Here is a 13055-nt window from a genome sequence, read left to right as displayed (position 1 = left end):
GCCATCCCTAGCAGGATGAGCCCGGACCCCCGCACGTGAACTCCCCGGAGATCGCGATGAACGCACACTTGAGCGACAGTGACCGACAGGCGCTGCGGCTTGCCCATGATCTCCGTGAGGAGATGCGGGCGGCGCTTCCGCAGCTGCCGGCCGCCCCTTCGGTCTCCCCGTTCGTCGACCAGGCCGGGATGCCCAGCGTCCTGCTGCGGATGGACGCCGACACCGCCCGCGCGCTGATGGCCCTGCTGGCCGAGCGTCGCATGGAGCGGGCCGGCCCCCCGTCCGGGGAGCAGCGCCGGATCGACGGCTCCCACGTGCCGGGCCCGCCGTCGGCTCAGGCCGTTCCGGCGGCCCAGGGGCCCGTGGTGGCCGCGACATTCGGTGACCCCGCCTACGGTGAAACCGCCTACGGTGAGCCGCCGTTCGTCCAGCAGCAGCCGGGAGGCCCGGTCTTCACCGGCGGGACCGGTCCGACGCCCCTCGTGCCGTCGGTCTACCCCACGTACTGACTCCGCCCCTCCGCACCGCCCGCCGTGCGGGATTCCAGGTCCGGACGGTGCGGACCTCATCGGCCGTGCGCCCCATCGGCATCCGGACGCCGATCCGAACCACGGTCCTCAAGCCGTCGTCCGGCCTCTCAGAACCGACCCACGCTCCGCGCCCGTCCGCGCCTGTGCTCGCTCCGCACCTGGTCCGCGCCCGCGCTTGTGCCGCTTGGACGACCCCGCTGATCTGACCGCCCCTCCCATGGCGCCGCGGGCAGCTCCGTCGCCCGGGAACATATCCGGGCCCCCATGCGCTGAAGCGTACAACCAGGTATGAGCCATCCGAGCATAAAGATCTTTTTGCCCGTGACCGGTGCATGGTCATCGGCCGGGAGGCCCGGCAGGAAAGGCGCTCCGGCATAGTTCCGGAGAAGAAGATCTACCTGGTCAAAGGTAAAGAAATCGCCTGTTTGGCGAAACCACGGTTATGCCGTATATAGTCAACGCCAGGTCAGGGTCATGAACCGTTGACCCGGCTGATCACAAAGCCGTCGCCTCCCGCCCGCCAGGCGGGATCCCCGCGCCGAAACCACGGCCGTACCATGCACCGGCCGTTCACCGTGCTGGGCCTATGAGCCCCCGGTCGGCGTTCATCCCCGCTTAATCAAGCTCGCGTCACACGCACGTCCGAGAACGGTCGTGCGCCGTTGGGCGCGAGCGCGGTCCGCCATGCCCGCGGGCCGTTGTCCGCGGGGTCCTTCGCGCGGCGGCATCTCTCGAGTCCCGACTCTCGGAGCCGTTCCCCCCTGCCCGGATTTCCGGTGTACGCCGCCCGGCGCGGAACGGCAGCCCTGTACCCCGAACGAAGGAAATTCATGCAGCAGCGAGCGATCAATGCCGTCCTGACCGGCGTCACCGGTACCGCCCTCGCGGGCATGCTCGTGGCCGGTGTCGTCGCCGCCAGTGATGACACCGCTCCCGGCGAGCAGCAGTTCCTGACGCAGGAGGCCGTGGCCGCGCAGCAGCACGCCGTGGCCCCGCAGCAGCAGAAGGCCGGCAAGGAGACCTCCGCGGGCCTCGCCGAGAAGCGCGAGGCCGAAAAGAAGACCTCCGCGGGTGCCGCCGAGAAGCGCGAGGCGGCGAAGTCCAAGTCCTCCGACACCAAGCGTGAGAAGAAGGACCCCGACGTCCTGCTCAGCGGCACGACCACCGCGTCCTACTTCTGGGACGACGGTTCCGGCGTGCGGGGCGACACCGGCGCGCCCGCGAGCGGGAAGCCGATGCAGAAGGGCATGTTCGCCAGCCCGAGCTGGCCGATGCTGACCAAGGTCAAGGTCTCCTACAACGGGCGGAGCGTGACCGGCTTCGTCGGCGACCGCGGGCCCGGTGAGCCCTCGCACCGGGGCATCATGCTCGACCTCGACACCTACACCTTCCGTTACCTGCTGGACGGCGGCAAGCCCGAGAGCAAGTACGTCGCCGGTACCGGCCAAGGACACCTGAAGGGCCTCAAGTGGGAAGTGCTCGACTGGGGCAAGGGCCCCGGGAAGGGCAAGCCGCAGCCTTTCGGCTCCTGACGTGAGGCCGCTCACAAACCGTCCGTGAAAGGGCTCGCCGCTTCAATGTGAGCCCGCTCACGAAAGGTATGTGGGGCCTCTCACAGACCCCGGCACAGGGCTGCCGGTGCATGGAGAACGGGGATTCCCCGGTATCGCGAGATCACCGGGGAATCCCCGTTTTCAGCTCGTGGCCGTCCTCGCGGTGGACGTCCCGACGCGCGGCGTGGACGTCGGCGCCCTCGCGGGCGGCCGGCTCACCGAACCGGAGCCGGGCCTGGCCATGAACGCCGGGTTCGCCGATCCGCTCAGCCGGTGAGCAGTGCGACGACGGGGGCGAACTCCTCCATCACCTCGTCCGAGACCTGGTAGTAGGTGAAGCCGAAGCGGTCGCGGCGGGTGAGCATCTGCTCGGCGATGTGCTCGGGCGGGCCCACGAACTGGGACGGCATGTCGAGGACGAGATCGGCCGCCGACGTCCCCCAGCCGCGCAGGACGGCGACCCGTGCGGCGGCGCGGCGTGGATCGGCGCCGAACGTGGGCGTCACCATCATGCTCAGCTCGACGTCGCGCTCCCCGGCGGCGTCCCGGACCCAGCCGACCTTGCGGGCGATGGTGTCGGGGAGCCGCTCGGTGACCTCCTCGGAGATCGCCCCCTCGGGGAGGGCGCGGGGAAGGATGCCGGCGGTGTCGGCGTGCCGCCCGGCGATGCCGAGCATGCGCCTGCTCCCGGCGCCGACGACGAGCGGCGGCCGGTGCCCGGGCACCGGGAAGGCGGTCAGGCCGTCGATCCGGTAATGGTCGCCCGTGAACGCGGTCTTCTGACCGGCGAGGAGGCTCCGCAGTATCGTCAGGGACTCCTCCAGCCGTCCCACCCTCGCGCCGGCCCGGTCGAACGGCATCCCGGCGGCCTCGTACTCCTCCCGGAGCCAGCCCGCGCCGACGCCCAGCTCGAACCGTCCTCCCGACAGGTGATCGAGGGTGGCGGCCTCCTTGGCGAGCATCACCGGGTGCCGGTAGTCGTTGGCCAGGACCATCGTGCCCAGCCGCAGCGTGCTCGTGACGGAGGCGGCGGACGCCAGCGCCACCATCGGCGCGAGCTGGTCGCCGAACGGTTCGGTGACGAAGTGGTCCCGCAGGACCAGCACGTCGTAGCCGAGCTCCTCGGCGCGCCGCGCGGTGCCGGCCAGGTCGGCGCCGGAACGGATCGACTCGCCTACGACACCGAAACGGAATTTCCTGTCCATGCCATGAGCATGCAGGCCGGACCGGCCGGCGTGCTGGCGGGAATCCGACACGGGGGTTCGCGGCGAGGTGCCGACCGGTGGAACGGGGCGAGTGGCTCGATTCGCCGTCCGTGCGGCGTAAGGGCGTCACCGACTGCCCCGCTCTCACCGGTCACTTCCAGGCTGCGTCGCGTTTCCCCGATTTGCAACCCGCCGGGCGCTCACGGCGTGCCACGGGACGCCTACGGGCCGACGCGCTGGGACAGGAGGCGGCCCGGCCAGTCGCCGACCGTGAACTCGGCGACCGGCTCGAAGCCGTTCCGCCGGTAGTACTCGACGAGCCGTCCGCCGCCGCCGCCGTAGCAGTCGACGCGCAGGACGCCGGCGCCCTTCGCCCGCGCCTCGTCCTTCGCCTTGCCGATCAGCGCGCCGCCGACGCCGTGCCCGGCGAACGCGCGGTCCGTCACCAGCAGCGTGATGTAGAGCTCGGGTTCGTCGATCGCGCCGACGTAGGACGGCGGCCCCGGCGAGACCGCCATGACCCCGGCCGGGCGCCCGTCCACCTCGGCCACCCAGATCTCGTCGTCGCGGGCGATGCCGGCGATCCGCTCCACCCGCCGCGGATCGTCCGACCAGGGTTCGCTGCCCCACTGCCCCGACCGGCCCCGCGCCGCGAGCCACGCCACGGCGCCGTCCAGCATCGCCAGCATCACCGGCGCGTCGTCGGCGCCGCCCCTGCGGATCTCCATCGCACCTCCTCGTGCGGCCGATCCTGACAGGTTCTCGATCATCGGTGCGAGACGGGGACGCCGTCAGCCGTCGATGAACTGCTGCGCGCGGCCGAACAGGCCGAGGGTGATCGAGTGCAGCAGGTCGCCCGTCTGCCGGGGCGCCTTCCCGGCGAACGCGCGGGCGTTGGTGCCCTCCAGGACGATGCCGAGCTTGAAGCACGCGAGCACCGCGTACCAGGTGATGGACGACAGGTCGCGTCCGGCGACGGCGTCCGCGCGCTCGGCGTAGGTGGCGACCAGTTCGGCCGCCGCCGGAAGGCCGCCCGCATCACCGAGCGGACCGGCGAGCGCCGCGCTCTGATCGTCGCGGTCGGGCCAGGTGGCCAGCAGCCAGCCGAGGTCCAGCAGCGGGTCGCCGATCGTGCACATCTCCCAGTCGACGATCGCGGCGACCTCGGGACCGTCGAAGGAGTACATCAGGTTGGCCAGGTGGTAGTCGCCGTGCAGGATCCCCGGCCGCCATGTCGCCGGCTGGTGCGCGCGCAGCCAGCGGGCCACCTCGTCCAGGCCCGGGATGTCCGGGCCCGGGTAGCCGTCCAGCGAGCTGTAGGAGTCGAGTTCCGACAGCCAGCGGCTCACCTGCCGCTCCAGGAACCCTTCGGGTTTGCCGAAGTCGGCCAGGCCGGCGGCCTCGTGGTCGACCGCGCCCAGGGCCGACAGAGCGCGCGCCGCGTTCAGGCCCATCTCGTGCCGGACGGACGCGTCCCCGGCGTGCAGGTCAGGCAACGTCACCGAGGCGTTGAAGCCCTCGACCGGGGTCATCAGGTAGAAGACCGCGCCGCCCATGACGGACTCGTCCGGGCAGGCGGCGATGAGACGCGGCGCGGGAACGTCGGTGCCGTCCAGGGCCGCCAGGACGCGGGCCTCCCGGCGCAGGACGTCGTTCGTCCTGGCGCGCAGATGGCTGGGGCCGCGCCGGAGCACATAGTCCCGGCCGCCCCGGCGGAACCGGATCAGGGTGTTCTGCGTGCCCCCGGCCAGCGGTTCGACGTCCTCGAACGGGCCGCCCGGAAGGCCCTGCCCGTCCATCCAGCCCGCCAGCACGTCGAAGTCGACGAGCGCGCGGTCGATCTGCTCAGGCTGCACTGTGCGGGGTCCCTTTCCGGACACGGATCACCTGCCGACACGAGAACCGGAGAGTAACAGTCATGCGCTTGCATTACTCGTTCAGGTGGAGGGATTATTCAGGAAACGACGTCAGGAGGCTCGCCATGGCATGGGACTTCGAGACCGACCCCGCCTACCAGGAACTGCTCGACTGGGCCGACGCCTTCGTCCGGGACGAGGTCGAACCGCTCGACCTGGTGCTCGGCGACCCGTACGACAAGACCGACCCCCGCTACAAGGAACTGGTGCGCCCGCTCCAGGACCGGGTTCGCGAGAAGGGCCTGTGGGCCTGCCACCTCGGCCCCGACCTCGGCGGCCAGGGCTACGGGCAGGTGAAGCTGGCGCTGCTGAACGAGATCCTCGGCCGCTCCCGCTGGGCCCCCTCGGTCTTCGGCTGCCAGGCGCCCGATTCCGGCAACGCGGAGATCATCGCCCACTTCGGCACGCCCGAGCAGAGGGAGCGCTACCTGCGTCCCCTCCTGGACGGGGAGATCTCGTCGTCCTATTCGATGACCGAGCCGCACGGCGGCGCCGACCCGACCCTGTTCACCACGCGGGCCGTCCGCGACGGCGACGGCTGGGTCATCAGCGGCGAGAAGTGGTTCTCCTCCAACGCCCGGCACGCCACATTCCTGATCGTGATGGCCGTGACGAATCCCGACGTGTCCGCATATGAAGGCATGTCGATGTTCATCGTGCCGGCCGACGCGCCCGGTTTGATCACTGTCCGCAACGTGGGCGTCGGCGGCGAACGCGAGGGCTCCCACGGCTACCTGCGCTACGACAACGTCCGCGTCCCCGCCGAGAACCTCCTCGGCGACGAGGGCGGCGCGTTCGTCATCGCCCAGACCCGCCTCGGCGGCGGCCGCATCCACCACGCCATGCGAACCATCGCGCAGGTCCGCAAGGCGTTCGACATGATGCTCGAACGCGCCGTCTCCCGGCAGACGCGCTTCGGCGCCCTCGCCAAGATGCAGATGACCCGCGAGAAGATCGCCGACAGCTGGATCGAGATCGAGCAGTTCAGGCTGCTCGTCCTGCGCACCGCCTGGCTGATCGACAAGCACGGGGACTACAAGGCGGTCCGCAAGGACATCGCCGCCGTCAAGGCCGCGATGCCGAAGGTCTACCACGACGTCGTCCAGCGCGCGATGCACCTGCACGGCGCCCTCGGCGTGTCGAACGAGATGCCGTTCGCCGCCATGATGATGGGGGCCCAGGCGATGGCCATCGCCGACGGCCCCACCGAAGTCCACAAGATCACCCTCGCCCGGCAGCTGCTGCGCGACGTCGAACCCGTCGAGGGCCTGTGGCCGTCCGGCCACCTGCCCACCCGCCGGGAGGCGGCCCGCGAACGCTTCGCCGACGCACTGGAGCACGCAATCGGCAATGAATGACACCCGCGAACGCCTGCTGGACGCCGCCGAGACCCTCTACGCCTCGCGCGGCGTTGACGCCGTCAGCCTCCGGGAGATCATCCAGGAGGCCGGCGCCCGCAACGCCACGGCCGTCCAGTACCACTTCGGCGACCGCGCCGGTATCGTCCGCGCGATCCTCGCCCGGCACGCCGCCGAAGTGGAGGCCCGCCGGCACGCCCTGCTCGACGTCTGCGAAGACGGCGAGCAGGGCGTCCGCCCCCTGGCCGCCGCGCTCGTCCGCCCCATGGCGGCCCGCCTTTCCGACGCGTCGGGCCGCGCCTACCTCCAGATCTGGGCGGACGTCGTGAACCGCCCGAACCCCCTGGTCCCCTTGGCCGTCCTGGACGACCCCGAAGACAGCCTCTGCCGCTGGCGCACCCTCGTCGAACCCCTCCTCGAAGAGGACGCCGCCCGCCTGCACCGCCGCTTCACCGCCATCCTGTACGCCTCCATCGAACTGGCCCGCCGCGCCCGCTCCGGCCCCCACACCGACGACCGCCTGTTCACCAGCTACCTGATCGACGTCGTCACCGCGATCCTCGGCGCCCCCGTCTCACCCGAGACCCGCCGCCTCGCCGCCGAACGCGACGCCGCCCGCCGCTGAGGTCACATTCGTCCAAGACGGCGGATCGATCGCTCCCCAAACTGGGCATGCCGACCACGACCAGGGAGGACGACATGACAAGCGAGATCCGCCGGACCTTCTACCCGCTGATCAACTGCGCCGACACGGCCACGTCCATGGAATGGCTGGAGAAGGCGTTCGGCTTCACGCCCACCGAGGTCCACAGGGACGACGCCGGGAAGATCGTCCACGCCGAGATGAGGTACGACACCGGCATCCTCATGTTCGGCAACGGCGAACCCGGCAAGTCGGCCCTCTACGTCGCCGTGGACGATCCCGACGCCCACCACGACCGCGCCAAGGCCGCCGGCGCCGAGATCTTCCGCGAACTCACCGACCAGGACTACGGCTCCCGCGACTACGCGGCCCGCGACCTGGACGGCAACGAGTGGTACTTCGGCACCTACCGCCCCTGACCGACCCGCCGCCCGGCGGCGACCACGGCGGCCGGCCGCGCCAGGACCGCCGGATCATCGCGGGGATCGCCGTCGAAGGTGACAAGACTCGCCGGGTACCCCGCCCGAAGCCCCGGAACGCCGAGGAATTCGCAGGCCGCGGTACTCGCCGCGGCCAGCGCCGTGTCCGGTGGCAGCCCGAGCTCCACCAGCAGCGCGACCTCCTCGGCGACGCTACCGACCACATCGGTGCCGACCAGGATCCGCGCGCCGTTCTCGACCGCGGCCCGTATCAGGTGCTCGAAGTGCTCACGCCGCCGCATGCGCCGCCTACGGCGATCGGCGTCCTCGCCGGGCCGCGGGGCGATGGCCGCGCACAGCGTCGGCGTCCAGGCGCCGCCCCGGCCGGCCAGAGCCGCCACGTCCGCCTCGCTCATGCCGTCACCGTGCTCGATCGAGTCGACCCCGGCGGCGACCAGCTCACCCGCGAACCCCGTGGTCGTATGGGCGGCGACCCTGGCTCCGGCCTGGCGAACGGCCTCCACCAGCCTCCGGACGTCGTCCACCGAATACGCGGGGACGGCGTCGCCCGGACGCATGGCGCCGCTCTCCACCAAGGGAAAGTCCCCGATCAGCTTCACCCATCGGGCCCCCGCCTCGATCTCCGCCAGGGCGGCCTCGATCAGCCCGTCGGCCGGCACGGGTGAGTACAGGTCTGGGAAGTACTGCCCCTTCGGAGCGAGAAATCGGCCGCAGGCCATCAGCCGCACGCCCTCGGTGTCCTCCAGCAGCCGCAGCGCCAGGCTGCCGGGGCTGCCGAGGTCCCGGACGACCGCGATGCCCGCGCGGCGCGCCTCGGTGAGGTTCGCCCGCGCCTCCGCATAACCCAATGGCCGGGGCCGCCCGCCTTCGCCGCCGCCGACGCTCAGATGGCAGTGCGCGTCCACGAGCCCCGGCAGGACGAAGCTTCCGGGAAGCGGCTCGCTCCCGTCCAGCGGCGTCTCGACCCACCGCCCCTGATCGTCGACGCCGCCCGCGCCGGGCCGCCCCTCAGGCAGGAACGCCCCCTCCACCCGCCAGCCCGCCATGGCCACGAATATACGGCCGACCATGGGTCATCGATCCGGGGGAGGGCCCGCCTCAGACGAATTCGTCGAGGAGGAGGTAGAAGGCCGTCTTGTCCGGATCGGGCTCGATGCCGTATCGATCGAGGTAGCGGCCGGCCGCCCACGGACCGAACTGCGAACCGGGTTCGCCGTTCAACGACCGGACGGCGATCGCCAGATCGACCCAGCGGTCGGCCACGCCGAGCCGGGCCGTGTCGATCACGCCGGACACCTCGCACGTGTCAGGGTCGAAGAGAACGTTCGGCTCGGACAGGTCGCCGTGGCAGACGGCCAGGTCCTCATCCCGCGGCCGGGTGGCCAGCAGTTCCGCGACCAGGTCGTCGCGCGTCCGGCCACGGCGCTCGGCGTCCAGATCGTCGAGGTCGACCTCGGCCGACAGCGCCTCGGGAATCGTCACCGCGAGGCTCTGGTCGAAGGGGCAGTCGGCGACCGGCAGGTCGTGCAGCGCGCGTGTCAGGCCGGCCAACGCGTCGACGATGCGCGGCCGTGACGCGACCGGCCACGGGCCGGCCCAGGGCCTGCCCGGCACCTGCCTGGTGACCAGCAGGCCCGGGCGGCATTCGAGCACCTCGGCGGCCGGGATGCCCTGTCCGCTCAGCCAGAGCAGGCGCTCACCCTCGCCCACCAGGTCGATCGCCGGGTCATCGGATTCCTTGCGGTACACCCCGTCCCGCCGGGTGACCACCGCCCCGGACTGACCGGCCGTCACTCTCTCCCACACGGACAAAGAATCCCATGGCCAGGCGAGCGGTGCGTGGCGGCTCCGGTGCGGTGTACGGTGCCGGAGCCGGCCGCGGGACTTCGGTGTGACTTCCGGAACCCACCTTTCAAGTGATGATTCGCCGCTCGCGCCCTCCTTCCCCGGCCGGCACCTCAGCCCCCGACCTGCGTGGAAATGGCGATGACCGAGACGTTCGCGGAACTCATCGCGTGCGAGGACGCGCTGATGTTCGTCAACGCGGCCATCACGTCGACCGGGCAGCGGGAATTCCAGCACTACCCCGGCGACCAGCGGCTCAGCCTTGAGTTCCTGCACGAGTACATGCTGGAGAACTACCGGGAGGTTTACGCGGCCTCTCTCGCACTGGACGTCAACGACCACAATGCGGCGATCATCGTCCGGAATCTGCTGGTGCGGGCGGGCGACGCCGGGATCGAGCGGCGCCGGTACGAGGGGCGCCTCATCGCGCGGCGGCTGGAGACGATGCCGCAGCACCGCGTGTACCGGGTGTTCGGTGAACTGAGGCGGCGCGGCGTGAACAACCGGCGGACGCGCGCCGTCATCCGGGACTGGATGGCGGGGCGCCGCGATCCGGCGTTCGACTCCGTCAAATACCGGGGAGCCGTGAAGATCGCGGCCCGGCACGCGCATCTGCGGCTTCGCGGGGAACAGCGCGACTTCCTGTTCGCGCCGTTCAGCGTCAAGGCGTTCCAGACGCCCATTTTCGAGCAGTGGCGGCGTGCGCACTATGAGCAGGCCGCGATATACGAGCTTCCGTACACGGTCGCGGAGGGGTTCGCGGCCAAGCACGGGATTCCGCGTGAGGTTTTCCTGGAGCGCATCGAGCCCCGCATGACCCGGCTGGAGCGGCTCCGGCTCCAGACGAGCGGGGGCGAGGCCGTCCGCACGGACCTGGGGAAGATGCCTCTCACCCGGCTCGCCTCGTACGTGCTGTCCCTGCCGCTGGACGCGAGGGCGGAGCGGCGGGCCGAGCTGACCGGGGCGCTGCGCACCGCCGCTCGGCGCGTGGCCGGGGCGGCGCGCGGATCGTGGGGCAAGGTCACCGCGGTTCTCGACGACAGCTACTCGGCGGTGGGGTCGGGGCAGAAGCGGCGGCGTCCGCTGGCGGTGGCGCTCGCCTCGACCTACCTGCTGGAGGCGCTGGCGAAGGAGTACACGCCGCTGTGGACGTCGGGACGCACCGACGAGCTGCTGCTGTACCCGTTCGGGCCGACGCCGCTGGGGCGGCGGATCATCGACGCGCTGGAGACGGAGCCCGAGCGGCTCATCATCGTCTCGGACGGCTGCGACAACGCGCCGCCCGGCCTCGCCCGTGACGTCCTGCGGATCTGGCGGACCCGCCTCGACCCCGGGCACCGGCGGGCGCCCGGGCAGCGGGTGATGATCGTCCACCTGAACCCGGTGTACGACGCCGACGACTTCGACGTCCGCCGGCTCGCGCCGACCGTGCCGACCGCCGGCATCCGGGACGCCGAGGACCTCCCGACGCTCGTCGAGCTGGCCAGGTTCGCCGAGGGACGGGTCGGGGCGGCGCAACTGCGGGCCCATCTGGAGGACCGGACGGCCCGCTTCCTGGGGGATCGCTCATGACGTTCGCACTGGACGGCCTGGAGACCAGGCCCGCGCAGGTGTGGGGTTCGGTGCGGCTCGTTCCGCTCGTCCGGGACGAGCCCGTCCCGCATCTGCGGCTGCACCGGAGGGTCTACGAGGAACCGGTGTCGGTCGTGGAGGTCGGTGACGGGACGGTCTACACGTCGTTCGTCCCGCATGCGTTCGTGGCGAGCTGGAGTGAGGACGACCAGTTGCCCGCGGCCTCGTACGGGACGCGGCTGCTGGAGCGCGACACCAAGGCCGCGCCGCCGCGGATGCCGGTGCGGACGACGCGCCGGATGGCGAGGAAGGCGGGCAAGGACCGGCTCCGCTTCCTGCCGCTGCACCTGGCCGTCGAGGGCTATCTCGCGCTGCATTTCGGCGGCCCGGAGATCGCGTGGGAGGAGTGGTCGCGCAGGGCGGTCGCGCACGGGTTGTCGCCCCGGTGCGAGGAGACCTACCTCGGGCATCAGGTGCGGGGGCTTGAGGACGCCCTGCGGATCTTCGAGATCCACCCGGGACAGTGCGGCGTGATGGTCTACGTGGCGGACGCGCTGGCGAGTGCGTTCGTCACCCCGCATCCCGACGACTACCGGGCACTGCATCCGACTCTGGTCGAAGACCTGTTCGGTGAACTGATCTACATGTACGGCCTGCTGAGGATGCCCGCGGGCGACCTGTCGGCGGGAATCGACGACACGGAGATCCGTTCGCTCGAGGACCTGCGGACGGCGGCGGAGAAGCGGCAGGCCGAATGGGCGGCCTTCCACGACGGCGTCATGGCCGGGCAGCTCTTCGACGAGGACGGGTCCCGCCAGGTTGTGCAGTACCTGAACGGCTTCGAGCTGTCGCGGTTCCTGCCCTCGTTCGGGCTGCGCAAGGAGAACCACATCGGCGAGACCATCACCGACGCGGACGGCGGTGTCGCGTACATGAAGACGTTCCGGCTCTCGGACGCCCAGGTGAAGCGGGGATACCTGCTCAAGCGGCTGGCCGCGCACGAGTGGCGGCTGGACGCCGCGGCCGCTTCGATGGGCATCGACGAACCGGCCCTGGCGCTGCGCCTTGAGCGGTCCGGGTTCGGGTACCTGCTGCGCCAGGACGTCCTCGACCACTACAGGGCCCAGGCCCGGGTCACCTGAGACCGTCGAACAGGTCCTCTTCCTTGTCGGGGGCCGCGACGCGGGAGTGGTGGCGGACGAACGACTCGAACGAGAACGCCGCCTGCTGCGCCTCCTCCGGCAGCCGCAGGAGGAAGATGTTCTCGCCCTGGCTCGCGTGCGCCTGGAGGGCCTTCCGCTTGACCTCCACATGCGCGGACACGTCGAGCGTGCTGGTGATCAGCTCGTCGGGGGTTCCGAAGTCCTCCGGCGGGTCGAAGTCGATCTCCACGCCCGCCTCCCGGACGGTCTCGAACATCTGCTTGATGCCCGAGCGGGGGATGGCGGTGTAGTACAGCTTGTCCGGCACGCCGCTCTTCTCGGCGGCGGCGAGCGCGATGCGGTGGGCCTGGATGTGGTCGGGGTGCCCGTAGCCGCCGTTCTCGTCGTAGGTGACGACGACCTGAGGACGGTAGTGCTCCATCAGCGCGGCGAGCCGCCCGGCGGACTCGTCCAGCGGGACGTTCGCGAACGCCTCGGGATCGTCGTTGGTCGACCAGCCGGCCATGCCGGAGTCGCGGTAGCCGAGCAGTTCCACGTGGCCGATGCCGAGCAGGCCGGCCGACTCGCGCAGTTCGGCGAGTCGCCGTTCGGCGACCTCCGGGGCGTTGTGACCCGGTTCGCCGGGCTTCACGCCGCCGGCGTCGTCGCCCTGTTCCCCGTTGGTACAGGTCACCAGCACCGTGCGGATGCCTTCGGCGGCGCAGCGGGCGAGCAGGCCGCCGGTCCCCAGCACCTCGTCGTCGGGGTGGGCGTGCACGGCCATCAGCGTGAGTTGGTGCGTCATCCGGGCTCCTTCAAGACTCGGCCGTCCACTCTACGTCCCGAACGCC

14 protein-coding genes are annotated in these 13055 nt (G+C 71.1%); 8 read left to right on the top strand and 6 right to left on the bottom strand.

Going from position 1 to position 13055, the window contains the following annotated elements; translation table 11 throughout:
• The first annotated feature begins 68 nt into the window (after window positions 1–68).
• From ACTWPP_RS37990 to ACTWPP_RS37980, 3 genes are all read left to right on the top strand, one after another.
• On the top strand, window positions 69–509 hold the full coding sequence (locus ACTWPP_RS37990; RefSeq protein ID WP_443109281.1) for a hypothetical protein: 441 nt from the start codon (window positions 69–71) through the stop codon (window positions 507–509).
• Between the two features lie 851 nt (window positions 510–1360).
• The gene (locus ACTWPP_RS37985) at window positions 1361–2062 is read left to right on the top strand and encodes a hypothetical protein (RefSeq protein ID WP_443109280.1); all 702 of its coding nucleotides are present in this window, start codon (window positions 1361–1363) and stop codon (window positions 2060–2062) included.
• A 169-nt stretch (window positions 2063–2231) separates the two neighbouring features.
• Complete coding sequence (locus tag ACTWPP_RS37980) at window positions 2232–2360, top strand: hypothetical protein (protein ID WP_443109279.1); 129 nt, start codon at window positions 2232–2234, stop codon at window positions 2358–2360.
• Here the strand turns inward: ACTWPP_RS37980 and ACTWPP_RS37975 are convergent.
• The 3 genes from ACTWPP_RS37975 to ACTWPP_RS37965 form a co-directional block, all read right to left on the bottom strand.
• Window positions 2350–3288: a TIGR03621 family F420-dependent LLM class oxidoreductase gene (locus ACTWPP_RS37975; RefSeq protein ID WP_443109278.1), complete on the bottom strand. Its 939-nt coding sequence runs from the start codon at window positions 3286–3288 to the stop codon at window positions 2350–2352. The genes ACTWPP_RS37980 and ACTWPP_RS37975 overlap by 11 nt on opposite strands.
• Before the next feature lie 221 nt (window positions 3289–3509).
• Window positions 3510–4016: a GNAT family N-acetyltransferase gene (locus ACTWPP_RS37970; RefSeq protein WP_443109277.1), complete on the bottom strand. Its 507-nt coding sequence runs from the start codon at window positions 4014–4016 to the stop codon at window positions 3510–3512.
• Between the two features lie 63 nt (window positions 4017–4079).
• Complete coding sequence (locus ACTWPP_RS37965) at window positions 4080–5144, bottom strand: phosphotransferase family protein (RefSeq protein ID WP_443109276.1); 1065 nt, start codon at window positions 5142–5144, stop codon at window positions 4080–4082.
• 125 nt (window positions 5145–5269) lie between these two features.
• Here ACTWPP_RS37965 and ACTWPP_RS37960 point away from each other — a divergent pair, with 125 nt between their 5' ends.
• From ACTWPP_RS37960 to ACTWPP_RS37950, 3 genes are all read left to right on the top strand, one after another.
• Window positions 5270–6562 carry an acyl-CoA dehydrogenase family protein gene (locus ACTWPP_RS37960; protein WP_443109275.1) on the top strand — a complete coding sequence of 431 codons (1293 nt, stop codon included), beginning with the start codon at window positions 5270–5272 and terminating at the stop codon, window positions 6560–6562.
• A complete protein-coding gene (locus ACTWPP_RS37955) occupies window positions 6555–7187 on the top strand; it encodes a TetR/AcrR family transcriptional regulator (RefSeq protein ID WP_443109274.1) in 633 nt (210 codons plus the stop codon). The genes ACTWPP_RS37960 and ACTWPP_RS37955 overlap by 8 nt, the downstream gene beginning before the upstream one ends.
• Before the next feature lie 74 nt (window positions 7188–7261).
• Window positions 7262–7624 carry a VOC family protein gene (locus ACTWPP_RS37950; RefSeq protein WP_443109273.1) on the top strand — a complete coding sequence of 121 codons (363 nt, stop codon included), beginning with the start codon at window positions 7262–7264 and terminating at the stop codon, window positions 7622–7624.
• On the opposite strand, the gene ACTWPP_RS37945 is transcribed toward ACTWPP_RS37950, so the two are convergent.
• Complete coding sequence (locus ACTWPP_RS37945) at window positions 7612–8691, bottom strand: amidohydrolase family protein (protein ID WP_443109272.1); 1080 nt, start codon at window positions 8689–8691, stop codon at window positions 7612–7614. The two genes, ACTWPP_RS37950 and ACTWPP_RS37945, sit on opposite strands and share 13 nt — an antisense overlap.
• Before the next feature lie 52 nt (window positions 8692–8743).
• Complete coding sequence (locus ACTWPP_RS37940) at window positions 8744–9451, bottom strand: APH(3') family aminoglycoside O-phosphotransferase (RefSeq protein WP_443109271.1); 708 nt, start codon at window positions 9449–9451, stop codon at window positions 8744–8746.
• A gap of 180 nt (window positions 9452–9631) precedes the next feature.
• Here ACTWPP_RS37940 and ACTWPP_RS37935 point away from each other — a divergent pair, with 180 nt between their 5' ends.
• Complete coding sequence (locus ACTWPP_RS37935) at window positions 9632–11062, top strand: hypothetical protein (RefSeq protein WP_443109270.1); 1431 nt, start codon at window positions 9632–9634, stop codon at window positions 11060–11062.
• A complete protein-coding gene (locus tag ACTWPP_RS37930; protein ID WP_443109269.1) occupies window positions 11059–12204 on the top strand; it encodes an ARPP-2 domain-containing protein in 1146 nt (381 codons plus the stop codon). Before ACTWPP_RS37935 ends, ACTWPP_RS37930 begins: the two co-directional genes overlap by 4 nt.
• Here ACTWPP_RS37930 and ACTWPP_RS37925 read toward each other — a convergent pair.
• Window positions 12197–13009, bottom strand: coding sequence for a PIG-L family deacetylase (locus tag ACTWPP_RS37925; RefSeq protein WP_443109268.1), 813 nt, complete (start codon window positions 13007–13009; stop codon window positions 12197–12199). The genes ACTWPP_RS37930 and ACTWPP_RS37925 overlap by 8 nt on opposite strands.
• Between the last annotated feature and the right edge of the window lie 46 nt (window positions 13010–13055).

Source organism: Actinomadura sp. 3N407, from assembly GCF_052245875.1.
In the GTDB taxonomy this organism is placed as follows: domain Bacteria; phylum Actinomycetota; class Actinomycetes; order Streptosporangiales; family Streptosporangiaceae; genus Spirillospora.
The sequence above is the reverse complement of the archived record's forward strand: the minus strand, read 5'-3'. Positions and strand labels throughout refer to the sequence as shown.